This is a genomic window from Saccharibacter floricola DSM 15669 (assembly GCF_000378165.1).
Lineage (GTDB): Bacteria > Pseudomonadota > Alphaproteobacteria > Acetobacterales > Acetobacteraceae > Saccharibacter > Saccharibacter floricola.
Genome location: NZ_KB899336.1, coordinates 12,607 through 37,246 on the forward strand (window position 1 = coordinate 12,607; position 24,640 = coordinate 37,246).

Below are 24,640 nucleotides of genomic sequence, written 5' to 3' on the forward strand. Positions count from 1 at the left end.
TAAAGGTAAGCCCCCTACCGCCTAATGGCCTTCCTTACTGTCTTCACATGAGCAGAGCGTGGATATGACCAGCCAGCAGCCTTCCTGTTCCCACTCCCATGGCCCTGATGCCCATCATCACGACCATGACCACACCCATCACCATGGCGGCGGACATCACCACCATGCCCCAACCTCCTTCGGGCTCATCTTCGTCTTGAGCATTGCGCTCAATAGCGCCTATATCATTGGGGAAGTCACATGGGGACTATGGGCGCACTCCCTCTCGCTCCTTGCAGATGCCGGCCATAATCTTTCCGATGTGCTGGGCTTGGGCGCAGCATGGCTAGCGCAGTCTCTCGCAAAACGTGCACCCTCTCAGCAATTTACCTATGGGCTCAAACGCGCCACGATTTTAACCGCGCTCGGCAATGCTATCATTCTCCTTCTCGTCACGGGTGGGATTATATGGGAGGCTATCCTCCTGCTCTTCCACCCTGAAAATGTGCACGGACAAACAGTCAGTATCGTGGCCTTCATCGGTATCCTCGTTAATGGCGGGACGGCACTTCTGCTCATGCGCGGGGCTCATCATGACCTGAACATGCGTGGGGCTTTCCTCCACATGGCTTCCGATGCGCTGATGGCTCTCAGTGTGGTCATTGCCGGGGGGCTCATTATGCTCACAGGCTATACGATCATTGATCCATTGGTCAGCTTGGCCGTATCGGCTATTATCATTTGGAGCACATGGTCTCTTCTGCACCAATCACTCGGCCTTGCCCTTGATGGCGTGCCCGCTGGAACAGATATTGCCGAGGTCTCTCAAGCTCTGCGCAACATTCCCGGGGTTGCTGATAGCCACCATCTCCATATTTGGCCTGTCAGCACAACAGAAACAGCCCTCACCGTTCATCTTGTGCTCAGCCCTTTCCCGACAACCTACTCCCTTACGGAAGGGGCAAAAGCAACACAGAAAATCTTGACAGAAGCACAACGACTATTACAGGAACGTTTCTCTATTGCGCATCCGACCTTTCAGATAGACCCTCTACCCGACACGTCACTCTGCGCCACAGAAAGCTGTTCATCTTCTCCTGAGCCAGATGCACCACACACACATGCCCATCCGTAACTGACATATGCCTTCTTCCCTGACCCCAACAGCGCCATCTCCCCTCCGCTTACGCATTGCTCGTCTGTCGATCTTTGTCAGCGTCATTGTCTTGGCCGTTAAATATAGCGCCTATTATGTCTCCGGCTCTGGAGCGCTTTTGTCTGATGCTATTGAGACGATCCTGAATGTCGTCGCCTCCATCGGCACATTATGGGCTGTTTCCTTCGCGGCTCGTCCTGCCGACGACAATCATCAATATGGACATGGGAAAGCAGAATATTTATGGGCTGTTATTGAAGGTGTTCTCGTCGTCCTTGCCGCTTTAGGTATTCTCCTCATCGCTTTGCATGACGCGTTCCACCCGATGCCCATTGACGCACCCTTTTTCGGAGTGACTCTCAATGCCCTCGCAGGGGTGATCAATTTAGTCTGGGCCCGGATCATGATCTCAATCGGGAGGCGCCATACCTCTCAAGCTCTGCTTTCAGCCGGTGAACATGTGCAGTCAGACGTTTGGGCAAGCTTGGCCCTGCTTATTGGCGTTTCACTCATCCCGTTTGTCCATTGGAATGGCCTAGACCCGCTTCTCTCAGCGCTCGTCGCCCTTAATGTCCTCTGGACGGGCTTTTGCATGATGCGCCGCTCCATGTCTGGCTTGATGGATGAGGTCCCTTCTGCGGACTTAGTGGAAAAACTCCGTCTCCTGATCGCGCAAACAGGCACCGGCGCTCTTGAAGCGCATGATTTACGGATGCGCAAAGTCGGCTCTCTCTTCTTTGTCGAGTTTCACCTCGTCGTGCCGAACCATATGCAGATCACAGAAGCACATGATATTTGTGACCGTATTGAGGCCGCCTTCCGTCAGGAACTTGGGCAAGCCTCTATCCATATTCATGTAGAGCCTGAGAAAATGGCCAAACGCCACGAACCAGGTCAAAACAGCGTTCTCGTTCTTTCCTCTTAATCCCAGCCGGCAGCCTATAGGGTTTTCGTATCCTATAAAGCACGCACGCGTTATAAATACCGCCACGTCCCCTTGACCCTCCTGCCTTTTAACTGGCAGGAGCGAACAGAGGTGCTGTGCACGCTAAATACTGCTCTTTTTCGTCTGGATATGCTGAGCCGTGGCCGATTCTGCCTCTTCCCCCTCGCCTTCTCGTCACTCTATGCGGCGGCGTAACCGTATTACGCACTTACGACGCTCAGCCCGCACTCGAACGACCCAGTGGCGACGCTCCGTGCTCTGCTGGATTGCTGCGATTATTGTTGGCCTCGTCGCCGTCGGTTTTGCGGGCCTGGCAAACCAAGCCAGCCTCCTTTGCCATCGTCTGATGAGCTGGCATCCTTGGATCATGCTCATTGTCGCTCCGGCCGGCTTAGCCCTCTCAACATGGCTAACACGCACTTTCTTCCAAGGTGCGCAAGGATCGGGTATCCCTCAAGCCATCGCGACCCTTCATATCGAAAATTTCAGTGTTGTTGACCGAATTTTAGCCCTACGCACAGCTCTTGGGAAAATTCTTCTCACCACATTAGGTCTTGTCTGTGGCGCGTCCATCGGGCGTGAAGGCCCCACTGTGCAAGTAGGTGCTGCCATTATGCACGCCTTCTCTCGCTTGATGGGCCATGCCAATATCTCTGCCAAACGTGGAATGATCCTTGCAGGTGGCGCAGCCGGAGTTTCAGCCGCGTTTAACACCCCGCTTGCAGGGATTGTCTTTGCTATTGAAGAGCTCTCTCATTCTTTTGAGCAACGCACCTCTGGCACCACGCTGACAGGGGTTGTGCTCTCTGGTGTTACCGCGATCGCTCTCGTCGGTAATTACACCTATTTTGGCCATACAACCGTTGATGTGCCCATCGGCACAGCATGGATCGCTGTGTTGGCTTGTGGCATTTTAGGCGGACTAACTGGCGGTCTCTTTTCCGCTATCCTCATGAAAGCATCACAAGGACTGCCCGGCGCGTTCGGTCGTTTCACACGTGAACACCCTATCAGCTTTGCCGCCCTTTGTGGCCTCCTCCTCGCGATTATTGGGATCATCTCAGGGGGGGCGACCTATGGCACGGGGTATGAACAAGCACGCTCCATCATTGTAGGGCATGAGCATTACCCCGCGTCATTCTTCATCTATAAATATCTTGCAACGATTATTTCTTATTGCTCCGGCATTCCCGGCGGGCTATTTGCTCCATCCCTGTCTATTGGTGCATCTATTGGCGGCTGGGTCGCCCAATTTCTGCCTCATACCGCCCCGGGCGCCGTTGTTCTACTCGGGATGGTCGCGTATTTCTGCGGGGTTGTACAATCACCACTCACAGCAACCGTGATTGTGATGGAAATGTGCGATAACCAGCAAGTCACACTCGCCCTGCTGGCCACATCCTTCCTCGCTTTTGGTGTATCCCGCATGGTGTGCTCTCACTCGCTTTACAGTCGCTTGGCAGACCGTTTTATGGATGCACAAGAACAAACATTGCAAAAAAAGAACTTTGAGGACTACAAACAAAAGAAAAAACCAGAATAACATCCTGAAAGCTGGGTTCTTTATGGTTCCTTTTCTCATTGTCCTTTGCGCTATTGCCTTTGGCGTTTTGCTTTATATTTGGCAGCATATCTTTGTCGTCCACGGACAAACGGCTCTCGTGACCGAACAATTTGGTGTGCCCATTAAACGGGCTCTCTACCCGGGGCTACGCATCTTGCTGCCTTTCCGCCGGGTCGTAAACCGCGTGGATCTCAAACAAACGCAGATTGAACGCAACAGCCAAGTAAAAACACAGGATGACGCGTTTCTCTCTATTCAATGGGTGGTTCGCTTCAGTGTCAAACCAACTGATGAAGCCATTCTGGCCTATACCTACAAGGTGGCTGATCCCGTCAGTCAGCTCATCTGGCGCGTAGAAAATGAGCTGCGCCAGATTATTCACTCCATGACTTTACAAGACCTCTACGCGCAAAAAGACCAGATCTCACAGCGTATTATTGGCGATCAGGCTAAAAATGCCCTCGAAACCGGCATGCAGATTGATGATGTGGTGATTGAGCAACCCATGCCGCCACCCGATGTCATGGCGGCCATGAATAACCAAATCGCCGCTCTGTCACGCCAGAAAGCCGCCGCGGCTGAGGCAGAAGCAGAACGTCTGCGGCGCGTTGGACTCGCCAAAGCAGAAAGTGAAAGTAAGGAGCTGCAAGGCCAAGGGATCGCCAAACAACGCCTCGCTATTGCGACAGGCTTCAAGGAAAGCTTTGAGCTTATGCAAGAAGGGCTTCCTTCTGCTTCGTCTCATGAGATTATGACATTGATGCATAAAACCATTGAGGCAGATATGGTCTCTACCGCATCTGCCGATGGGAAATCGACGATCATTTTCATCCCCACCGGCATGACAACCAATGGCAATGCAGGCTCGCTTGCTTCCCTCGCAACACAACTTAGAAGCGAACAAAAGGCCGTATAGAAAACCGTCTTTTTTGAAACGCTCTCCCCTCATCATACAGGGGGAAAGCGTTTTCATTCTTACCCGTGAGCGGACAAGTCCACCACACCGACATACCCTTCTTCTGTTCCGAAGATGAGCGCCCCACCTTGGGGTGTAAATGTAAGCGATGTCACGGCGCCACGGTTCACACCACCGCTACGCTGACCATTACACATCGGCAGAATCCGCCCTTCGTCACCACCAACTTCTGCTAACAGAACGGTTCCGTCCTCAAAGCCGATCGCAACGATATCATCGGTTGGATGCGTTTTGACCACTGTCGTAAACAAGCCCGGCAGACGCGCAAGCTCCATCGGGGCTTTGCCCATCGGACCACCACCAAAGAAGGGCCACAATACGGCCGCATCTGCCCCCGATGTCGCCAACCAACGCCCTTTCCGGGTAAAATCCATTGAGCCAATTTTACGTGGATAGCCGCTCATGCGCATATTATGCCCATCGGAGAGACGCCAACCATGCAGCTCATTTTCCTGCATACTGGTCACAACCGCTTCACCACCGGGGTGCATACACAACCCGGTATGGCTGCCTTTCCATGTCAAAGAATGCACATTCGCATCCTTGGACTGCACAAACCAGAGCGAAACGCCATTATAGTGCGACGCCGCCAGACGCCGCCCTTTAGCATCAAAGGCCAAACCACTAATGGCAGAAGGATGCTCAAGCGATTTCAGGTCTTCTGTGCCCCCCGCCTCACGCAAGCTCACCTGCTTTTTACATGAAAACGCGTAATGCGTGGACGTACTCGCAAGACAATCAATCCAGCCGCGGCCTTTATGCAGCTCCGTGGCCGTGCCATCAGCCGCAAGACTGACCACGCGTCCATCCTCACCACCACTCAGGAAGCTGTCTTCACCGCAGCCTTGGGCAAAGCTGAGCGCGCCATCATGAACAGACACCACGCGCCATTCATCGCTTTGACGCATGGTCTCGCGGGCCATGAGCACAGCATCACCATCGATCGTCAAAGCGGCAAGAGTCTGACCATCACGACTGACTTGCACACCGACAATGGGCGCCTCAAAGCAGCGCTCTGCACCGCGTGTTTCTAAGAGGCTTTTGGTCATCTCACTCATCATCACACCGCCACACAGCGTTCAAAACCACGCCGTAAAGCATCGCCATTTAAATGACGACCAATGAAGACAAGGCGCGACATGCGCTCTTCTCCGTCCTTGAACGGCGTAATGTAATCCCCGTCCGCCATCATATGCACGGCTTGGAAGGCAAAGCGTTTGTCTTCCCCTTTAAACTGTAAAATCCCTTTCGCACGAAGAATGTCCGGCCCCTGCTCTTGTAAAATAGCGCCAATCCACGCTTGGAAACGCCCTTCATCAAGCGGTTCTTTGAGGGAAAAAGACACACTCGTAATGCCGTGATCATGCTCATGATAATGGTGGTGGTGATGATGACCATGCTCTTCCTCATCGTCCCCAAGAAAGTCCGGCATGGTGGTGAGCGCCCGCTCAAGATCAAATCCTCCTTGGTCGAGAATATCATTGAGCGCAACATTCCCCTTCTCGGTTTTGTAGATCTTCGCAACCGCATTCATAGAACGGATTCTTTCGCGGATCGTTTTTTCCTGCTCCGCGTTTACCAGATCCCCCTTATTGAGGATAATGACATCAGCAAAGGCAATCTGCTGAACAGCCTCGGCACTTTCTTTGAGTGTGTTCAACACATTCGCGGCATCTACAACGGTAATAACAGCATCCAACCGCGCTTTCTGGCGGATATTATCATCCACAAAGAACGTCTGCGCCACTGGTGCAGGGTCTGCCAAACCTGTCGTTTCAATAATAATACCGTCAAAGCGTTTCCGACGACGAAGCAAGCTTGTGAGAATACGGATCAAATCCCCCCGAACCGTGCAACAGACACAGCCGTTATTCATCTCAAAAACTTCTTCATCAGCATCAACAACGAGGTCGTTATCAATCCCGAGTTCACCGAACTCATTTACCACAACGGCGTATTTCTTACCGTGATCAGCCGTGAGAATATGATTAAGCAGCGTTGTCTTCCCCGCACCAAGAAAACCGGTGAGCACAGTTACGGGAATCGTTGAATCATGTGAGGCCGTCATTACCGTCACTCCTGCATCAGTCAGACGACGTGGCCATACCACGCCTCAATATATGTCTTTCTTATAAAGGGTCTTCATCCCAAATCACAAAGGCTTCGCTTGCATCTGAGATCAAGAGAGTCAAATATGGGAGGAGAAAAATTCTCATTTATGGAGAAGATATATGGACGCAAACACCATTCAAATTCCTGGTTTTGAAAAACCTGTTTCACGCGTTGCCCTTGGCACATGGGCCATCGGTGGCTGGATGTGGGGTGGCCCCGATGATGATAATGGTGTGCGCACCATTCATCGTGCCCTTGATGAAGGGGTGGATCTTATTGATACCGCCCCCGTCTATGGTTTTGGCCATTCGGAAGAAATCGTTGGCCGCGCACTTGCTGAGAAGCCCAATAAGGCCTGTATCGCCACGAAACTGGGCTTGGATTGGAAAGATGACAAGCCTTTCCGTAATTCTACCCCAGCACGTATCCGAAAAGAGGTTGAAGACTCTCTGCGCCGTTTGCGCGTTGACACCATTGATCTCGAGCAGATCCATTGGCCCGATGCCAATACACCGATTGATGAATCGGCTCGTGAGCTTCAAAAACTCCATCAAGAAGGAAAAATCCGTGCATTGGGCGTGAGCAACTTCTCACCTGAGCAAATGGATATTTTCCGTGAGGTTGCCCCGCTCGCCAGCACGCAGAACCCTTACAACATCTTTGAGCGCGCTCTTGAGGACGATATTCTTCCTTACGCAAAGAAGAACCATGAAGTTCTCCTCGCTTATGGCCCGCTCTGCCGTGGGATGCTGACAGGGAAAATGAACGCGAACACCACATTCCCTGATACGGATCTGCGCGCCAGTGATCCTAAGTTCCAAAAAGAGCATTTCCCAGCCTATCTTGCTGCGATTGATGAGCTAAAGGAAGTGGCCGATCGCCGTGGGAAGTCTCTCATGGTTTTTGCCATCCGCTGGGTGCTCGACCAAGGCCCAACGATCGCTCTTTGGGGCGCTCGTAAGCCTGAGCAAATTAGCGGGATTGCTGATGTCTTTGGCTGGTCTCTAACAGAAGAAGACAAAAAGGCGGTGAATGATATTTTGGCCCGTCATGTGCCAACACCGATCCGCCCAACATTTATGGCACCACCACAGAGCCATTAAGCACTGGAATATGCTGCTGAAGGGGCGGGTCTCTCCGCCCCTTTTTTTATGTCATTATCACAAAAGAAACACTCTCTCTCCTATTGGCTAGAAAACTGACACTTGACGAAAAGCGTCTTTAGCGGCCTTGTTAGACCGTCACTTTAACGAAACAGCTTAGGACAATGAGGGACAACGTGCCGATATCACGCCTATTTGAGCGTAAAATGCTCACAACTTATGTCCTCCTTGCCCTAGCTGGCTGTTCAACAGCGCCACATCAAACGCCGCTTGCCCAATATAGTAATGGCCAGACTGGCCCGCTGGGGTACAATGTCCGCGTGCCTGATTTTGCAACACGAAATTTTGTGCCCTTTAACCGCCAAGATGTCGCCGCCATCGCCCTGCGTGAATGGCGCCTCTTTGGCACACCCGTCGCCGATGAAGACCCCCATGACCGCCCTGATCCAAGCAGCCCGGCGCTCAAACCAGAACGCCTCCCCGGCCTTTGGCAACGCGTGGGAGAATATTGGTGGATCGGCCAAGATCTTTATGAAACAGAAAGTCATTGGACTGGACGAACAGACGGTGACGGCAGACTCTTTTCAGCTAATATTGATGGCCATTATGCGTGGTCAGCAGCCTTTATTTCCTACGTCATGCGTGTTGCTGGTGCGAATGAACGCTTCACCTACTCCCCCAACCACGCCACGTATATTAACGCTGCTGCAAGCCGGCAAAACCCCAATTTGACAGCCCAAGACCCTGCCGCCTATGCCCCACAAATAGGCGACCTCCTCTGCGTTGGCCGAGGGAGAAGCCGTTCCATCACCTATAGAATGCTTCCAACCTCATATGCCTTTCCAGCCCATTGCGGCATTGTTGTCTCTGTAGGGCAAAATGCCCCACCTTTTGGGCGTGAAATCAGCATTGTAGGCGGCAATATTGACGATAGCGTTGCGCTGACCCATGTGCCTGTCGATGCATACGGGCGCGTCAGCACACCAGACGGTACGAGCTACGATACGCGCTATCCGTGGTGTGCCATCCTTGCTCCTCAGTACGACGCAACAGAAGAGCCTAATAGCGGGCAATAACGTTATGACAAGGGACGCAATATAAAAGGCAAGGCAGACGCCCGCCACCCTGTCCCAGGGCCATGACGGTCTTCAAAGCCATCAGCAATATTCGCTGTGTTTTGGTACCCAGCTTCAAAAGCACTCTCACACGCATGGTGCGACCGTACGCCCGAGCGGCATAAGAAAAAGAGAGAGGCAGTCTTGTCTGGCACAGCTTCGTCCAGCGCTTGGTGAAAAGCTTCTGGCTCTTCTGCTGACCATGTCAGTGCGACAGCCTCACGCCCTAGCGTGCTCAAATCAGGGAAACCCACAGCCGCCCATTCTTGAGGTGTACGCACATCAACGAGAACAGCCTTTGGATTTGCTTTCAGGATTTCCCATGCTTTCTTTGCTTGTATATTTTTCATCACGACCTTCATACGTTAGAGTTCATTATTAACGATAGGCCATTGTGGCAAGGAAACACGACCGATGACAGATTTTTCTACCCACTCACTCACAACCGTAGGTCATGGCCGCCCTGCGGCTTCAATGATTGAGGCGATCGGCAACACGCCGCTCATCCGCCTCCGTGAAGCATCAGAAGCCACAGGATGCGACATTTACGGTAAAGCTGAGTTTATGAACCCTGGCGGTTCTGTCAAAGACCGCGCGGCACTCGCCATCATTGAAGACGCCTTTAAACGCGGGCTTCTCAAAGAAGGCGGCACCGTTGTGGAAGGCACAGCTGGCAATACCGGCATTGGCCTCACTCTTGTCGCCCAAGCCATGGGCTGCAAAGCCGTTATTGTCGTGCCAGAAACACAAAGCAAAGAGAAGCTCGACTTCCTGCGTATGATCGGCGCTGACCTGCGCCTCGTTCCAGCAAAGCCCTACCGTGATCCGGGCAATTATGTGCACGTATCCCGTCGCCTTGCAGAAGAAACAGGCGGGTTTTGGGCTAACCAATTCGACAATACCGCGAATCGCGAAGGGCATCGTCACAGCACAGCGCCAGAAATTTGGTCACAACTGGACGGCAAAATTGATGCCTTTACCTGCTCTTGTGGCACAGGCGGCACTTTAGCGGGCATCGCCCTCGGCCTGCGTGATCAAGCGACCCAAAGCGGTGTCAAAGCGCCCGAAATCGTACTCGCTGACCCAGAGGGTTCTGGGCTTTATGGCTGGGTCACTCAGAATGACCTCAGCGTGAGTGGTGGGTCCATTACCGAAGGAATCGGTCAATCACGCGTTACCGCTAACCTAGACGGCAGCGCCCCAGACCATGCTGAGCGCATTCCCGATGCTGAAGCTCTGAAGCATGTCTTTAACCTCACCGCACATGAAGGCCTGTCTGTAGGGGGCTCCAGTGGGATCAACATTGCTTCTGCTGTTCGCACAGCACGGCGCCTTGGCCCTGGCCACCGAATTGTTACCATCCTGTGCGATGGTGGCGCACGGTATCAATCCAAGCTATTCAACACAGAATTTCTTAAAGGAAAGGGCCTACCAACGCCGCCATGGCTCTAAGGCCTGCTCATGGCTGAGGGGTATCTCCCCCTCAGCCATAGTCCTCGTTATTGTTTGATCAAACGGGCGGCAAAAAAGCCATCAAGGCCACCACGTTCAGACCACATGCCCGGATGCGTCCGGTAATAGCCTTCCTCAGTGCGCGCTTGTGGCAGAGCGGAAAGCTCTTCTTCCGTAAACGGAGAGAGCGTCCACCCCCCTTGCTCAAGAGCCGCTTCAATACGCTGTGGCCCTTCCTCATCTTGTAAAGAGCACACAGCATAAAGCAGCGTACCACCCGGCTTGAGCATCTTATACGCCGCTTTAATGAAGGCATCCTGCCCTTCTGCAAGGGCTTTAACGTCACGCGGCCGCTTGACCCACAAGACATCAGGATGACGGCGCAATGTCCCCGTTGCAGAACATGGCGCATCCAGCAACACAGCATCCACAGGCTGTGTGGGTTGCCACTCCAAACCATCCTGCACCACAATATCAGCCGATAGTGACAGACGTTTCAAATTCTCTTGTAAACGCTGTGCGCGCTTTTTCTCACGCTCAATCGCCGTCACCTCTGCGCCAGCACACACAAGCTGCGCCGTTTTCCCACCAGGAGCTGCGCAGACATCAACAACCTGCTTCCCGTGAAGGTCACCCATCAAACGCACAGGCATCGCCGCGGCTGCATCCTGTGCCCAAAACGCACCGTCCTCAAACCCCGGAAGCTCAACCATGCGCGTACCGTTCGGGAAGCGCACCGTCCCTGTCGGCAGCATCTCTCCACCTTCTGGAATATTATCAGAAGACCTCACCGTTATATCAAGTGGCGCCTCACGGTAAAAACCCCGTGTGATGGCACGTGCGCGCCGCCCCCATGCTCTCCAAAGCCACGGCGGAACATCCAAACGTGCTTCATCCAGCCCTTCACGCAGCGTCTCACCTTCACGCGAGACTTTACGCAAGACAGCATTCGCTAGTCCTGCAAAAGGCGCTAATCCACGACGATGCAAAAGATCCACAATCGTGCCCACCGCTGCATGTGGAGGGGTTTCCAAATGCAATAATTGCGCCACGCCCATCAATAACGCACAGCGCACAGATGCGGGAGGTTCTCGCCGTAAAAGAGGCCCAAGCAGCTCGCTCATACTCCCCATATGGCGCAATGTCGCCGCCGCTAAACGATGGCCTGCCGCCCGATCACGACTTTCTTTCACCGTGCTCCGCTCTAGCGTTGTCTCTAACATGCGGCGATGTTCAACAACGCCGCATACAATATCAAAGGCCAGATCGCGGACAGGGTCTGCCGCCCGAGGGGCTGGTGTGCGTCCTCCCTTACGGCGGGAGGGTCGAGGCGGGCGCGAGGCCGAACGGGAAGAAGAAAATGTGCTCATAAAGCTGAATTTGCATCTTGTCGTGCGGAACGCAATGACGTTCTCTATAGAGTTATGACCCAACAGAGCATTTCCTCCGCCCTTCATGCGGTTAAACAACGCATTATTAATGCCCAAAAAGCTGCTCACCGCCCAGAAAACAGCGTTTCTTTAGTGGCGGTGAGTAAGTTTCACCCTCAAGACTCGGTGATTGCCGCTCTTGAAACCGGACAACGAACTTTTGGCGAAAATCGCGTCCAAGAAGCCGCCGAAAAATTTCCCGCTCTACGCGCAAAATGGCCTGACCTGCGCCTCCATCTTATTGGCGGCCTCCAAACCAACAAAGCTGTTGACGCTTGTCGGATTGCCGATTGTATCGAAAGCCTTGATCGCCCCTCTCTTGCAACCGCCCTAGAAAAGGCCTCGCAGAAGATAGGACACCTTCCCGAGCTGCTTATTCAGGTCAATACGGGCAACGAGCCGCAAAAATTTGGCGTTCCCCTCGCACAAGCCGATCACTTTATTGAAGACAGCCTCACGCGCTTTGGCAGCCATGTTAAAGGTCTCATGGCTATTCCGCCGCACAATGAAGACCCAACCCCACATTTCCGCGCTCTCGCAGAGCTTGCGCAGCGCCACGGACTGCCCATTCTTTCTATGGGAATGTCCAGTGATTTTGAAAAAGCCATCGCTGCTGGTGCCCATTATGTGCGTGTTGGTAGTGCTATTTTTGGCACACGCCCGCCTCATGGCTTCTCACATTCTGGGTGAATTACCGTAAGAGACTTGCATTTTCCTAGCAAATACTGCCATGAAGCCAGAATAAACGTGTCTGAAGTGCCCCCTTGAGGGGATATCTTGCCCGTCACACCCTATAGTCGGGCTTCATCAGTCAACAGGACTTTCTCCCCTATGTCTGAACAGGACGGCATGTCCCTTAAAGATCCTTCTCCCGATGCTCGTTATCCGGATGCACTCGGCCATCCGACAGAGCTTCCCCCTCAAGAGGAAACAGACCGTCATGGCGGCCGCCCCAAAGGGATCGGAGCACTCTTGGGTGTGCTCGGCGTGGTCTATGGTGATATCGGCACCAGCCCTCTTTACGCTCTGCAATCATCGGTTAAGACGGTTGGTTCTGTTGAGCATCCCGCTCAAATCGGGGAAGTCATCGGTATGGCGAGCCTCATTTTCTGGGCTCTCATGCTGATTGTCACGATCAAATACGTCCTGTTAGTCATGCGAGCCGATCATAATGGAGAAGGCGGCATTATTGCCCTCATGTCCCTTGCTCAGCGGGTATGCCAATCATCGTATTTCCGCTGGGTCTTTGGGCTCGTTGGTATTGCTGGGGCCTGCCTCTTCTTTGGCGATAGCATTATTACCCCAGCCGTTTCCGTCCTCTCCGCTGTGGAAGGGATTGAAATTGCCGCGCCTAACGCCAGCCCCTTTATTATCCCTATTGCGCTCGTTGTCCTCCTCGGCCTTTTTGCCGCACAAGCGTTAGGTACAGGCAAGATTGGCCGCGCTTTCGGCCCCATTATGCTCATTTGGTTTACAACCATCGCTGTTTTGGGCGTTCATGGCATTCTGCTCTATCCCAAAATCTTGTTGGCTGTTTTGCCATGGTATGCCCTACAATTTATCGTGTCGCACGGCACCCTCTCCTTTCTAGCACTCGGGTCTGTCGTGCTGTCAGTCACTGGGGCAGAAGCTCTGTATGCCGATATGGGGCATTTTGGTCGTTCACCGATCCGCTATGCCTGGTGCTTTCTCGTCCTTCCAGCGTTATCGCTCAACTATTTTGGACAAGCCGCACAGATCATTGTTGATCCTCATACACTCGCTAACCCTTTCTACCATCTCGGCCCAGCTTGGATCCAAATCCCGCTGCTCATTTTAGCGACAATGGCAACGATCATTGCCAGCCAAGCCGGCATTTCAGGCAGTTTTTCTCTATGCCGTCAGCTTATCCAACTAGGCTATCTGCCTCGCACACGCATTATCCACACAAACGCGCATGAAGAAGCACAGATTTATCTCCCTTCTCTAAACTGGATATTGGCGTTCGGCGCCATCATCTTGGTGCTCTCTTTTCAATCTTCCGCAGCTCTGGCCTCAGCCTACGGTATCGCTGTAACGGGCACATTCCTCTGCACCTGTGTACTGGCGATGGTTGTGTTTCGCCGCGTCTTTAACTGGAGCGCATGGTCAACAGGCCTCGTTTTTGGCTTCTTCTTTATTTTGGATGGCATTTTCTTTGCCGCCAATGTGCTCAAAATCCCCGATGGTGGCTGGGTGCCATTAACGATCGCCTGCGCCAGTACGCTGATCATGACCACATGGCAACGCGGACGTCAGCTTATTCGTGGCCGGCAGCGCGCTGATGCCGTGCCTGTAGCGTCATTCCTCGCCCGTCTGTCACAATCACGCATTACGCGCGTGCCGGGCTTAGCCGTCTTCCTGACGTCTGATCCTGAGATCATCCCAAGTGCTCTATTACACAACCTGCGTCATAATCGTGTGCTGCATGATAAAGTGCTCTTCGTTACCGTGCTTACGCTTGACCAGCCTGATGTACGCCCTGACAAACGCCTTGAGGTTAAAGAACTCTCGTCTAATATCTACCGGATCATTGTGCGTTACGGCTTTATGGAAATGCCAAACTTGCCTCTCGCCCTTTCTGCTTTGCATGAGATCAATTTCGACCCCATTCAGGCCTCCTACTTTACGTCTCATGACTTAGTCTTCCGCTCTAAAGTTCCTAAAATGTCGCTTTGGCGGATGTGGGTCTTTCTTTACCTCCTTAATAATGCGACCCCCATCTCGGAGTTTTTCCGTATCCCGCCAGAGCGCGTGATGGAGTTTGGGGTGAGGGTAGCGATTTAATACACTGTGCCTCGCTCTCTCGCTCTTTATATCCACTGGCCGTTCTGCCTAGCAAAATGCCCTTATTGCGATTTTAACTCGCATGTGCGGGACACGATCCCGCAAGAGCGTTTTGCACGGGCACTCCGCCGAGAACTCGCCTATCAGGCAGAACGCCTTAACCAAGAAGAACGACGCCAGCTCGGCTCCATCTTCTTTGGCGGTGGAACGCCCTCTTTAATGGCACCTGAGACGGCATCGGCCCTTATTGACGATGCCCGCCGCCATTTTTCCTGCGTTAATGACCTCGAAATTACACTTGAGGCCAATCCAACCAGCGTGGAAGCAACTCGTTTTGCCGCTTTCCGACAGGCTGGCATCAATCGCCTCTCACTGGGCGTTCAAAGCCTCCGTGATGACGCCCTCCAAAAATTAGGCCGACAACATAATAGCCATCAAGCACGAAACGCACTGGAGCTAAGCCGTTCCCTTTTTCCACGCCTCTCGTTCGACCTTATTTATGCTCGGCCGCAGCAAACGTTAGACGATTGGCACGCAGAGCTCAGAGAAGCCCTTGACCTCGCCGCCGATCATCTCTCGCTCTATCAGCTCACGATTGAACCGGGCACGTCTTTTGAAGCGCTCTTCCGTCGGGGTGAGATCACCTTGCCCGATGATGAACTCGCAGCACGGCTCTATCTCCAAACAGCAGAAGAAGCCGCTCGCTATGGGTTAGAGCGCTACGAAATTTCTAATTACGCTCAACGAGGCTCTGAAAGCCGGCATAACCTCACCTACTGGACCTATGGTGATTATCTCGGGATCGGCCCCGGTGCCCATAGCCGCCTCACCTTTGGTGATACCCTCTATGAAGGGCGTTGCCATCGCGCTCCAGAGCCTTGGGCAAGCCTTGTAGAAGAGCATGGTCATGGGATGCGCTCAGAAAAACCCCTAACCGCTGATATGCGTGGCCGCGAAGCGCTCCTGATGGGGCTACGTTTACGCGATGGTATCAACGCCGCGCATTTCTTTCGCCGCACGGGAAAAACACTTAAAAGCTGCTTAGACCCCATGATCCTTCAAGCATGTCTTGAAGAAGGGTATCTTCTCAATGATCGGCACTCTCTTCGGGCAACAGAAGAAGGGCTTTTACGGTTGGAAGCCCTTCTAGCCCGATTAGTTCTCTAAAAAGGCTCGCTTATGCTCCATATGATCAAGCTCGCCGTTGGGTGTGCCTCCCCTGACATCCTCAGAGAATGGACGAAAACCGAACGCATAAACGGTCATGTTTATGTGCAAACACGCACAAAACCCAAGCGCACGGCTGAAATCTTGGATGGGGGGTCAATCTACCGCGTCATGAATGGGCTTATTACCTGTCGCCAACCCGTCATTGGTTTTGACCACTACACACGCCCAGATGGCCATCAAGGTACGCTCATTCTCGTTTCTGATGATGTTATTGCCGTCCAGCCTCGCCCTATGCGCCCTTTCCAAGGGTGGCGTTACCTGAAACCAGAAGACGCCCCAGCAGACCTTAAAGGTGGCCAGCAGCACAATGATGGCACAGCGAATCTTCCGCCCACTTTGCGTGCACGCTTAACAGAGCTCGGCCTTCTCTAAAATTTTTGACTCTTCCGGGAAAAAGGGCCATGACATGTTCCCATATCATAGCCCTTTTTATTGCTGTTATGGCAAAAGCAAACTTAGCGCCCTGTCATAATCCGATCAACGAGCTCCTTAACAGTTGGAATATGCCCATTCGCGTAGAAGGGATCCTCCCGGAAACGCCACGCACTCGTTCCACCAAAAAGAAGATTACGCTCTATCAACGCATCTTCCTCTTCCTTGCTCATGTCCCCAACATGCGACACTTCCTGAAGAGTTTTTTGAATGCAGAAAGAACGTGGATCAGCTCGCTGTCCTGTCGTATAAGTCGGCCCTTTTTGCGACCAGTTTGAGAAACGACATTGTGACAAACACCCCATGCATCCAGCTTGGTCACTCACAATCTGTCGCGCCTGTTCAGGCGTAACAAAAACAAGTGTGTCGTCTGGCGTCCGCAGCGCTTCTGTAAAGCCTGCCTGGCACCATTGCTCAACACGCTCTCTATCATCTGCTTTTAAGAAGACCTGACGCCCCCGTGCCCCAACCGCACAAGGAGCCTCAAACCCTTCTCCATACTCTGAGCGATAAGGCACCTGTCGCTCTGAACGCGCCCGTAGCTCTTGGAGAAAACTATTATTCACCGCAGACGAATAAAAGCCTGTCGGGGAAAAGCGATTGAGGAACACATCACCCTTTTTCAGGGTGAGCAAACGCCGCTTCCACGCCTCTGGCACAGGGCTTTCTTTTGTCAGTAATGGCCGTGTCCCAAACTGAAAGGCAATCGGCCCGATGTCGGGATTATCCAACCAATCTGACCAATCCTCAAGATGCCATACACCACCAGCCATAATGATCGGCACGTCATGAAGACCAAAGCTGCGCATAACACGGCGTAAAGCCACAACCCGTTCATAAGGCTGTTCAGGCTTAAACGGATCTTCCGTGTTAGACAGGCCATTATGCCCACCAGCACGCCACGGATCCTCGTACACCACACCACCCAACAAATCAGGAGTGCGTGAGTAAGACCGCCGCCAAAGCGCATTAAATGCACGAGCTGAAGAGATAATCGGGTAATAATAAACGCCAAATTGCGCCGCAATTTCTGACAAACGATAGGGCATTCCCGCCCCACATGTCAGGCCATGAATAAGTCCGGGAGCTCCCTCAAGAATTCCCTTAACGACTTCTTCTGCTGCCCCCATTTCCCACATGAAATTAGCATGAATACGGCCTCGGCCGCCTGAAATCTCGTGGGCAATACGCGCTTGAGCAATCCCACCCTCAATCGCATAGCGAATGAGTTCTTCTTGCTTATCACGGCGGGTTCTACCACTATAAATCTGTGGAATCGGGTTTCCATCAGCATCATAACTATCCGCATTAACAGCGGAAATTGTGCCAACCCCTCCGGCAGCAGCCCAGTGGCCTGCGGAAACCCCTGTCGAAACAGAGACCCCCTTCCCTCCCTCGATCAGAGGAAGCGCATCCCGACCAGACAAATGGATGGCATTGATCGACTTCATAGAGGCTCGATGTCTCCACAACTCAGTCAGTAAAAAATGGGAAGAGGCTCACCAAAACCTCCCCCCGTGAGGTTTTATTCAGCGTCGCGACGAGGACGACCTGGCTTTGCACCAACCTCATCCGTAATGTCGTTACCAGTTGCCTGATCAACAACCCGCATGGACAATTTTACCTTACCGCGATCATCAAAGCCAATGACCTTAACCTTCACAGCATCGCCCTGCTTCACCACATCAGTCGTGCGGCCGACGCGGCCTACAGCGAGTTCGGAAATATGCACCAAGCCGTCACGCGGGCCAAGGAAATTCACAAATGCGCCGAAATCAGCCGTCTTGACAACCTTACCATCATAGATACGGCCCAACTCTGGTTCAGCAGTGATCCCCTCAATCCGGCTAATGGCCTTCTGAGCTTGTTCATCATTGGAAGCAGCGATCGTGACGGTGCCATCATCGCCAATATCTACCTTCGCACCGGAATATTCCACGATCTCGCGGATGACCTTACCACCCGAGCCGATCACATCACGGATCTTCTCTTTAGCCACCGTGATGGTGGTGATCTTCGGAGCATTCCCAGAAACATCCGAACGTCCCTCTGACAGAGCAGCGCTCATCTTGTCCAGAATGTGTAGACGCCCTTCACGAGCTTGCTCCAGAGCAATCTGCATAATTTCTGGCGTGATGGATGTAATCTTAATATCCATCTGCAGAGCGGTCACACCTTCAGATGTCCCCGCTACCTTAAAGTCCATATCCCCGAGATGATCTTCATCACCAAGAATATCGGTCAACACAGCGTAACCACGCTCTTCCTTGATCAACCCCATCGCAATCCCTGCGACTGGGCGTGGCAATGGCACACCAGCATCCATCAAGGACAAGGAGGTGCCGCAAACGGTCGCCATGGAAGAAGAGCCGTTACTCTCCGTGATCTCAGAGACAACGCGCATCGTGTAAGGGAACTCTTCTTTGGAAGGAAGAAGCGGATTAAGCGCACGCCACGCCAACTTCCCATGGCCAATCTCACGACGACCTGGGGAGCCCATACGACCGCATTCCCCCACAGAGAAAGGAGGGAAGTTATAATGCAGCATAAAGCGTGAACGATATTCACCACCCAGCGCATCAACAACCTGCTCGTCCTGCCCTGTACCTAGGGTAGCAACGACCAATGCCTGCGTTTCACCACGTGTAAACAAGGCAGAACCATGCGTGCGTGGCAGAATACCCGCTTCAGCAACAATCGGACGAACCGTCTTAAGGTCACGGCCATCAATACGCGTGCCAGTCTTCAAGATCGCTCCACGCACAACCTGTGCCTCAAGCTCCTTGATCATTGGCTTAGCCATTTCTGGATCGAAGCCTTCTTCTTCCAGAATCTCAGCAATCTGCTCACGCGCTTCTGCGACTTTTTCAACACGCGCTTGCTTGCGGCGCTCTTTATACGCCTCAGCCATCAGCTTGTTGCCAACTTTATCAACCCGCTTACGCAGAGAAATCTCTTCTTTAGACGTCTCTGGAAGATCCCACGGATGACGTGCTGCATGCTCTGCAAGAGAGATGATCGCATCAATAACCGGCTGGAAGGCCGTATGCCCCATCATTACGGCATCAAGCATTTCCGTTTCTGGCAGCTCTTCAGCTTCTGACTCCACCATCAGAACGCCTTCAGACGTCCCAGCAACGAAGAGATCCAGCGCGCTCTCCTTCATCTCACCCAGCGTTGGGTTGACAACCAGTTTGTCGTCAATCTTCCCAATGCGCGCAGCCCCAACAGGGCCGAAGAAAGGAATACCCGACAATGTCAACGCTGCAGAGCACCCAATCATCGCTACCAGAGCGGGATCATTTTCCATATCATGGCTCAGAACCGTCGCGACGACCTGAACCTCATTACGGAACCCTTCTGGGAACAGCGGGCGAATGGGGCGGTCAATCAGACGAGCTGTCAGCACTTCCGCCTCAGACGGACGCCCTTCACGCTTGAAGAACCCACCTGGGATCTTACCTGCAGCGTAAGATTTTTCCTGATAGTTCACCGTAAGCGGGAAAAAATCCTGACCAGCTTTTACAGTCTTTGCACCAACAGCTGTACACAGAACCACGGTTTCACCGTAGGTGACCATCACTGCCCCATCAGCCTGACGGGCAACCTTACCGGTTTCTAGGATAAGCGGACGACCAGCCCACTCAATTTCTTTACGAAAATAATCGAACATACTTCTACTTCCTTATAACAAGGATCAACAATGAGGCGGTCGTCACGGTAAGCCAGATACAAAAAGCAGCGCTTCGGACGGCATGGCGATGATAACGGACAATCCCGCTATGACACCATGTGGCCTGAAACGCCGAACCATCGTTGCTCTGGCACTGCGTCTCAACGACCTAAAAGACATGGGAAGTATCCTAAGATACTTCCCAGACCAGCATCAACGGCGGAGGCCGAGGCGCTTAATCAATGTCTGGTAACGCTCTTCGCTTTTACCTTTCAGATAGTCCAAAAGGCCACGACGGCGACCAACAAGCATCAGAAGACCACGACGAGAGTGGAAGTCCTTCTTATGTGTCTTGAGATGCTCAGTCAGGTTTGCAACACGCTCAGTAATCAGAGCCACCTGCACTTCTGGTGACCCTGTGTCACCTTCAGCAAGACGGTACTCAGCGATAACTTCAGCGCGACGCTCAGGAGTAATCGACATCTTTCTCTCCAAAAAATAAATGGTTTTCTAACATGCGAACAGCCTTCAAACGCCCCTCTTCGAGCCGGCAAAGGCCAATCACATGCTCCCCGATCAACACACGCCAAAGAGGATGATCCTCTAAGCGCCCTGATGCGGACACAACATGATGGCTGACAGAAACTGTCTGCCCGTAAATGAGTGCCCTCCCCCCTGCGGTTGTCACGGCCAGCGCCGGGATGTCGGCCAGCGCGGTCGCTACATCCAACAAAGGAGCCGGAAGAGCATCCGCCTTGTCTCTAGTTTCTGCCGATTTGTCCAGTGCTATCTGCTCAATTGAGTAAGCATGAGACAAATCAAATGGGCCACATTTCGTGCGTCTGAGCACGCTAATATGGCCAACAGTGCCACAGGCAAGGGCAATATCACGGGCTAAAGAGCGCATATACACTCCTTTTCCCGATTGAACCTCAAAAACAGCATGATCCTGATCGGGACGGTCGATCAGTGTTATCGAATCGATACGAGCAGGCCGTGGGGGGAGTTCTGGAGGGCGTCCCCGACGTGCAAGATCATACGCACGCTGCCCCCCAACGCGAAGCGCTGAAAAAACAGGCGGCACTTGCATCACCACCCCACCACACAAGGCAGGAAGGATAGAGCGAATCATCTCATCCGTTGGACGATGCGATGACCGTGCCAGAACATCACCTTCTCGGTCATCTGTTGTACGGCTCTCACCAAAGCACAACGTAAAACGATAGCGCTTTGTGGCATCCATAATATAAGGAATTGTACTGGTCGCACGCCCAAAAGCAATCGGCAACACACCGGACGCTAGGGGATCTAACGTCCCCCCATGTCCTGCTTTGCGCGCATCAAAGGCCCAACGAACCTTATTCACCATGGACGTAGAGGTTGGCCCAAGCGGTTTATCCAGCACCAGCCAACCATTAATCTCTTGTCCGCGTTTTCGTGCCATTCCGCGCGATTAGTCCTCTGGGTCGGACGTAGAGTCAGACTTCAAGTCACGCTGCACTTCCGGCGTATGCAAGAGATGTTCGACTTCCATCGCATGATCAAGAGAAACATCAGGCTGGAAATGCAACTCAGGCACGGTTCTCAAACGGAGTTTCCGCGAAAGCCCTCTGCGTAAGAAGGATGAAACCCGTTTCAACGCTGGAAGCACGACATGAACATCATCGCGCCCTAAACGCGTGACAAAGACCGTCGCATGGCGGAAATCCGGTGAAACACGCACCTCAGTGACCGTAACACTAACACCATAAAGTTCAGGATCACGAAACTCGGTACGCGTGAAGAGATCCGCCAAAACATGACGAACCTCTTCAGCAACACGGAGCTGGCGCGTGCTGGGCCCTTCTGCAGGATCTACAGCAGGCCCAACGACATCAAAGGGAGAACGCTGCGTCAAACCGGAATCTCTTCCATTTCATAGCACTCAACCATATCACCCTCACGCAGGTCGTTATAACCAGCGAAGGAGAGACCACATTCATAGCCACGCGCCACTTCACGGACATCATCCTTAAAGCGTTTCAGCTGGCTCAGATCGCCTTCATGGATCACCACGTTATCACGCAGCAAGCGCACGCCACAGCCGCGCTTGACCACACCTTCGGTCACGTAACAACCAGCCACCTTGCCAACGCGCGTAATGCTGAAGACCTGGCGAATCTCGGCATAGCCCAAGAACTTCTCGCGATGTTTCGGTGCAATCTTACCCTTGACCAGTTTCTCCACATCATCAGCAACCTGATAAATAATGGAGTAGTAGCGGATATCCACACCGTCACGCTGCGCAAGACCACGAGCCTGCGTCGTTGCACGCACATTGAAGGCAACAATCACTGCATTGGACGCTTTAGCAAGCTGCACGTCACTTTCGGTAATCTGACCAACACTCGTGCTCAACACACGCACAGCCACTTCCTCATGCGACAGCTTTTCCACAGTAGCAGCCAGCGCTTCAGAAGAGCCTTGAACGTCTGCCTTAATCAGCAGCGCCACTTCCTTCTGCTCACCAGCTTGAATGCGAGCCAGCATCTGATCAAGCGTTCCACGAGCAGCTACCTGCATCGCTGTGGCTTTCTCACGAATCTTCCGCTGACGGAATTCGCTGATTTCACGAGCGCGATTTTCGTTCTCAACGACAACGAACAAAGACCCAGCATCTGGAACGCCTGTCATCCCCAGAACTTCGACCGGCACAGATGGCCCGGCCTTCTGGATTTGACGACCACGATCATCGAGAAGCGCACGCACACGCCCCCAATGTGCTCCAGCAACCACGATATCACCGCGCTTGAGCGTTCCTTTCTGAACCAGCACTGTCGCGACAGAACCACGACCGCGATCCAAACGGCTTTCCACCACAGCACCCTGTGCCGGACGGTTCGGATTAGCTTTCAGATCCAAGATCTCAGCCTGCAGGGAAATCCCTTCAAGAAGCTCATCTAGGCCCTCACGCTGGCGCGCAGACACTTCAACTTCCTGTGTATCGCCGCCCATGCTCTCGACCACAACTTCGTGGTTAAGAAGCTCATTGCGCACACGATCAGGATTTGCCCCTGTCTTATCAATCTTGTTGATCGCCACAATCATCGGCACATTTGCTGCTTTCGCATGCTTAATGGCCTCAATGGTCTGCGGCATCACACCATCATCGGCCGCAACAACCAGCACAACAATATCAGTGACGGAAGCACCACGCGCACGCATCGCAGTGAAGGCTTCATGGCCTGGCGTATCAATGAAAGTCACCTTCCGATCAGATGACGGCATACTCACCTGATAGGCCCCGATATGCTGGGTAATGCCCCCTGCTTCAGCATCGGTTACCGTTGTGGTACGCAGCGCATCCAGCAAAGAGGTCTTACCATGGTCAACATGACCCATGACCGTCACAACAGGAGAGCGTGGCTTCAGATCTTCTTCACGATCTGTGATGTTTTCAAGACCCAGCTCAACATCACTATCGGAAACACGCTTTACGCGATGACCGAATTCATTGACCACGAGCTCGGCCGTATCCGCATCAATGCTCTGGGCAGCTGTCGCCATGACACCCATTTTCATCAGAGTCTTGATCACTTCACCCTGACGAACCGCCATACGATTTGCCAGCTCACCGACGGAAATCGTCTCAGGCACCGTCACATCACGCACAACGCGCACTTGGTCAGAACGAAGACGTTCTAGCTCAGCTTGACGACGCTCACGGTCACGTTGACGACGTACAGAGGCCAAAGAACGTGTCTTGCCGTCATCGCCTTCAATAGCGGCACGCACATCAATACGACCAGAACGGCGATCCTGATTACCACCCCCACGACGTGACTGCGAACGACGTGATTGCTGCGAAGAGCGACGTGGCGAACCACCGCCGCCACCGCCACCCCGGCGCCCATCATCTTCACCGCCATTGCGACCACGCAAATGCAACGTCTCACTCTTGCGAGACGACGAAGTAGAAGAGGACGACGAGGAAGAAGAAGAGGACGACGAAGATGCAGCATTCGAACGTGTCGTCACTGGCCGGCTCGGCATAATCGCGCGCTCAGCAAGTGGACGCAAACGCTGCGTTGGCTCAGCAATTTGCACACCACCTGTTGACGTTGGCTTCAATGGCGGCGGCGCAACCTTACGCTTCTCTGCTTGTTCAGCTTGTCGAAGAGCAGCAGCTTCCTTTTCGCTCTGACGCTCAGCGGCTTCCGCTTCACGCGCCTGGGACGCCTCCTCCGCCTGCTTAGCCTCGGCCTCAGCTTTTAGGCGCGCTTCTTCTTCCGCAGCGGAGCGAATGCGAATCTTTTCAGCTTCACGCTTAGCGGCTTCTTCTTCAATCTGCCGCTGCTTCATCTGCTCTAGAACGCGCTGACGCTTCTCAAGCTCTGATGTCGTTAGACCGCGAGCACCAATAGGCCCACGTCCACCGCGACCACCAGCCCCGCTATGCCGTTTTGGCTTCCGAACCTCAACCCGGACCTCTTTTGATCGCCCGTGGCTAAAGCTCTGCCGCACAGAGCCTGCATCAACGGTGCGCCCCCCCTCTTTTCGTCCCGATGGACGTAAAGAGAGGCGGCCCCCACCTTTATTCTGCCCGTTCTTAGGAGCCCCCTCTTTCGGAGCCCCAGTCCGGTTTCCGTCTTGGTTGCGCTCGTTGCCGTCGCTCATAGTTCCGCCTG

The 24,640-nt window shown here is 53.2% G+C and carries 21 protein-coding genes; 11 read left to right on the forward strand and 10 right to left on the reverse strand.

The window, feature by feature from the left end; all coding sequences use genetic code 11:
• Positions 1–64: 64 nt before the first annotated feature.
• The 4 genes from F457_RS0104635 (at position 65) to F457_RS0104650 (ending at position 4,561) form a co-directional block, all read left to right on the forward strand.
• Positions 65–1,114, forward strand: a complete 1,050-nt coding sequence (locus tag F457_RS0104635; protein WP_018979970.1) for a cation diffusion facilitator family transporter — start codon at positions 65–67, stop codon at positions 1,112–1,114.
• A 7-nt stretch (positions 1,115–1,121) separates the two neighbouring features.
• Positions 1,122–2,060, forward strand: coding sequence for a cation diffusion facilitator family transporter (locus F457_RS0104640; RefSeq protein ID WP_018979971.1), 939 nt, complete (start codon positions 1,122–1,124; stop codon positions 2,058–2,060).
• A gap of 202 nt (positions 2,061–2,262) precedes the next feature.
• Complete coding sequence (locus F457_RS12175) at positions 2,263–3,624, forward strand: chloride channel protein (RefSeq protein WP_083912717.1); 1,362 nt, start codon at positions 2,263–2,265, stop codon at positions 3,622–3,624.
• 22 nt (positions 3,625–3,646) lie between these two features.
• Positions 3,647–4,561 carry an SPFH domain-containing protein gene (locus tag F457_RS0104650; RefSeq protein WP_018979973.1) on the forward strand — a complete coding sequence of 305 codons (915 nt, stop codon included), beginning with the start codon at positions 3,647–3,649 and terminating at the stop codon, positions 4,559–4,561.
• A 59-nt stretch (positions 4,562–4,620) separates the two neighbouring features.
• On the opposite strand, the gene F457_RS0104655 is transcribed toward F457_RS0104650, so the two are convergent.
• Positions 4,621–5,670: a WD40 repeat domain-containing protein gene (locus F457_RS0104655; protein ID WP_018979974.1), complete on the reverse strand. Its 1,050-nt coding sequence runs from the start codon at positions 5,668–5,670 to the stop codon at positions 4,621–4,623.
• 11 nt (positions 5,671–5,681) lie between these two features.
• On the reverse strand, positions 5,682–6,689 hold the full coding sequence (locus F457_RS0104660; protein WP_018979975.1) for a CobW family GTP-binding protein: 1,008 nt from the start codon (positions 6,687–6,689) through the stop codon (positions 5,682–5,684).
• Positions 6,690–6,852: 163 nt separating this feature from the next.
• Here F457_RS0104660 and F457_RS0104665 point away from each other — a divergent pair, with 163 nt between their 5' ends.
• Together F457_RS0104665 and F457_RS0104670 are read left to right on the forward strand one after the other, a co-directional pair.
• On the forward strand, positions 6,853–7,836 hold the full coding sequence (locus F457_RS0104665) for an aldo/keto reductase (RefSeq protein ID WP_018979976.1): 984 nt from the start codon (positions 6,853–6,855) through the stop codon (positions 7,834–7,836).
• A gap of 164 nt (positions 7,837–8,000) precedes the next feature.
• On the forward strand, positions 8,001–8,912 hold the full coding sequence (locus tag F457_RS0104670; RefSeq protein ID WP_211209035.1) for a DUF2272 domain-containing protein: 912 nt from the start codon (positions 8,001–8,003) through the stop codon (positions 8,910–8,912).
• 2 nt (positions 8,913–8,914) lie between these two features.
• Here F457_RS0104670 and F457_RS0104675 read toward each other — a convergent pair whose 3' ends face one another.
• Positions 8,915–9,301 (reverse strand): rhodanese-like domain-containing protein, encoded by a 387-nt coding sequence (locus F457_RS0104675; RefSeq protein WP_156809348.1) that lies wholly within the window; start codon positions 9,299–9,301, stop codon positions 8,915–8,917.
• Positions 9,302–9,365: 64 nt separating this feature from the next.
• Here F457_RS0104675 and F457_RS0104680 point away from each other — a divergent pair, with 64 nt between their 5' ends.
• On the forward strand, positions 9,366–10,403 hold the full coding sequence (locus tag F457_RS0104680; protein WP_018979979.1) for a cysteine synthase A: 1,038 nt from the start codon (positions 9,366–9,368) through the stop codon (positions 10,401–10,403).
• A gap of 47 nt (positions 10,404–10,450) precedes the next feature.
• On the opposite strand, the gene F457_RS0104685 is transcribed toward F457_RS0104680, so the two are convergent.
• The gene (locus tag F457_RS0104685) at positions 10,451–11,773 is read right to left on the reverse strand and encodes an RsmB/NOP family class I SAM-dependent RNA methyltransferase (protein ID WP_018979980.1); all 1,323 of its coding nucleotides are present in this window, start codon (positions 11,771–11,773) and stop codon (positions 10,451–10,453) included.
• Between the two features lie 54 nt (positions 11,774–11,827).
• Here F457_RS0104685 and F457_RS0104690 point away from each other — a divergent pair, with 54 nt between their 5' ends.
• The 4 genes from F457_RS0104690 to F457_RS0104705 all read left to right on the forward strand — a co-directional run bounded on the left by F457_RS0104690 (position 11,828) and on the right by F457_RS0104705 (position 16,240).
• Complete coding sequence (locus tag F457_RS0104690; RefSeq protein WP_018979981.1) at positions 11,828–12,523, forward strand: YggS family pyridoxal phosphate-dependent enzyme; 696 nt, start codon at positions 11,828–11,830, stop codon at positions 12,521–12,523.
• 141 nt (positions 12,524–12,664) lie between these two features.
• Positions 12,665–14,638, forward strand: coding sequence for a potassium transporter Kup (locus F457_RS0104695; protein WP_018979982.1), 1,974 nt, complete (start codon positions 12,665–12,667; stop codon positions 14,636–14,638).
• 6 nt (positions 14,639–14,644) lie between these two features.
• A complete protein-coding gene (hemW, locus tag F457_RS0104700) occupies positions 14,645–15,805 on the forward strand; it encodes a radical SAM family heme chaperone HemW (protein WP_018979983.1) in 1,161 nt (386 codons plus the stop codon).
• 12 nt (positions 15,806–15,817) lie between these two features.
• Positions 15,818–16,240, forward strand: a complete 423-nt coding sequence (locus tag F457_RS0104705; RefSeq protein WP_018979984.1) for a DUF1489 family protein — start codon at positions 15,818–15,820, stop codon at positions 16,238–16,240.
• An 83-nt stretch (positions 16,241–16,323) separates the two neighbouring features.
• Here the strand turns inward: F457_RS0104705 and F457_RS0104710 are convergent, their stop codons facing one another.
• The 6 genes from F457_RS0104710 to infB form a co-directional block, all read right to left on the reverse strand.
• The gene (locus tag F457_RS0104710) at positions 16,324–17,751 is read right to left on the reverse strand and encodes an NAD(P)H-dependent flavin oxidoreductase (RefSeq protein ID WP_018979985.1); all 1,428 of its coding nucleotides are present in this window, start codon (positions 17,749–17,751) and stop codon (positions 16,324–16,326) included.
• A gap of 74 nt (positions 17,752–17,825) precedes the next feature.
• Complete coding sequence (pnp, locus tag F457_RS0104715) at positions 17,826–19,973, reverse strand: polyribonucleotide nucleotidyltransferase (RefSeq protein ID WP_018979986.1); 2,148 nt, start codon at positions 19,971–19,973, stop codon at positions 17,826–17,828.
• Positions 19,974–20,186: 213 nt separating this feature from the next.
• Positions 20,187–20,456 (reverse strand): 30S ribosomal protein S15, encoded by a 270-nt coding sequence (gene rpsO / locus F457_RS0104720; protein ID WP_018979987.1) that lies wholly within the window; start codon positions 20,454–20,456, stop codon positions 20,187–20,189.
• A complete protein-coding gene (gene truB, locus F457_RS0104725; RefSeq protein ID WP_018979988.1) occupies positions 20,440–21,417 on the reverse strand; it encodes a tRNA pseudouridine(55) synthase TruB in 978 nt (325 codons plus the stop codon). The genes rpsO and truB overlap by 17 nt, the downstream gene beginning before the upstream one ends.
• Before the next feature lie 9 nt (positions 21,418–21,426).
• Positions 21,427–21,870 carry a 30S ribosome-binding factor RbfA gene (gene rbfA / locus F457_RS0104730; RefSeq protein WP_018979989.1) on the reverse strand — a complete coding sequence of 148 codons (444 nt, stop codon included), beginning with the start codon at positions 21,868–21,870 and terminating at the stop codon, positions 21,427–21,429.
• The gene (infB, locus tag F457_RS0104735) at positions 21,867–24,629 is read right to left on the reverse strand and encodes a translation initiation factor IF-2 (RefSeq protein WP_018979990.1); all 2,763 of its coding nucleotides are present in this window, start codon (positions 24,627–24,629) and stop codon (positions 21,867–21,869) included. Before infB ends, rbfA begins: the two co-directional genes overlap by 4 nt.
• Between the last annotated feature and the right edge of the window lie 11 nt (positions 24,630–24,640).

Excerpts from the sequence above, each read along its gene's own strand:
- F457_RS0104650 (WP_018979973.1), top strand. The coding sequence starts at position 3,647 with ATGGTTCCTTTTCTCATTGTCCTTTGCGCTATTGCCTTTGGCGTTTTG.
- infB (WP_018979990.1), bottom strand. The coding sequence starts at position 24,629 with ATGAGCGACGGCAACGAGCGCAACCAAGACGGAAACCGGACTGGGGCT.
- F457_RS0104710 (WP_018979985.1), bottom strand. The coding sequence starts at position 17,751 with ATGAAGTCGATCAATGCCATCCATTTGTCTGGTCGGGATGCGCTTCCT.
- F457_RS0104660 (WP_018979975.1), bottom strand. The coding sequence starts at position 6,689 with ATGACGGCCTCACATGATTCAACGATTCCCGTAACTGTGCTCACCGGT.
- rpsO (WP_018979987.1), bottom strand. The coding sequence starts at position 20,456 with ATGTCGATTACTCCTGAGCGTCGCGCTGAAGTTATCGCTGAGTACCGT.
- F457_RS0104640 (WP_018979971.1), top strand. The coding sequence starts at position 1,122 with ATGCCTTCTTCCCTGACCCCAACAGCGCCATCTCCCCTCCGCTTACGC.
- truB (WP_018979988.1), bottom strand. The coding sequence starts at position 21,417 with ATGGCACGAAAACGCGGACAAGAGATTAATGGTTGGCTGGTGCTGGAT.
- F457_RS0104655 (WP_018979974.1), bottom strand. The coding sequence starts at position 5,670 with ATGACCAAAAGCCTCTTAGAAACACGCGGTGCAGAGCGCTGCTTTGAG.
- F457_RS0104680 (WP_018979979.1), top strand. The coding sequence starts at position 9,366 with ATGACAGATTTTTCTACCCACTCACTCACAACCGTAGGTCATGGCCGC.
- F457_RS0104690 (WP_018979981.1), top strand. The coding sequence starts at position 11,828 with ATGACCCAACAGAGCATTTCCTCCGCCCTTCATGCGGTTAAACAACGC.
- F457_RS0104635 (WP_018979970.1), top strand. The coding sequence starts at position 65 with ATGACCAGCCAGCAGCCTTCCTGTTCCCACTCCCATGGCCCTGATGCC.
- F457_RS0104670 (WP_211209035.1), top strand. The coding sequence starts at position 8,001 with ATGAGGGACAACGTGCCGATATCACGCCTATTTGAGCGTAAAATGCTC.
- F457_RS0104675 (WP_156809348.1), bottom strand. The coding sequence starts at position 9,301 with ATGAAAAATATACAAGCAAAGAAAGCATGGGAAATCCTGAAAGCAAAT.
- F457_RS12175 (WP_083912717.1), top strand. The coding sequence starts at position 2,263 with ATGCGGCGGCGTAACCGTATTACGCACTTACGACGCTCAGCCCGCACT.
- F457_RS0104685 (WP_018979980.1), bottom strand. The coding sequence starts at position 11,773 with ATGAGCACATTTTCTTCTTCCCGTTCGGCCTCGCGCCCGCCTCGACCC.
- pnp (WP_018979986.1), bottom strand. The coding sequence starts at position 19,973 with ATGTTCGATTATTTTCGTAAAGAAATTGAGTGGGCTGGTCGTCCGCTT.
- F457_RS0104705 (WP_018979984.1), top strand. The coding sequence starts at position 15,818 with ATGCTCCATATGATCAAGCTCGCCGTTGGGTGTGCCTCCCCTGACATC.
- F457_RS0104695 (WP_018979982.1), top strand. The coding sequence starts at position 12,665 with ATGTCTGAACAGGACGGCATGTCCCTTAAAGATCCTTCTCCCGATGCT.
- F457_RS0104665 (WP_018979976.1), top strand. The coding sequence starts at position 6,853 with ATGGACGCAAACACCATTCAAATTCCTGGTTTTGAAAAACCTGTTTCA.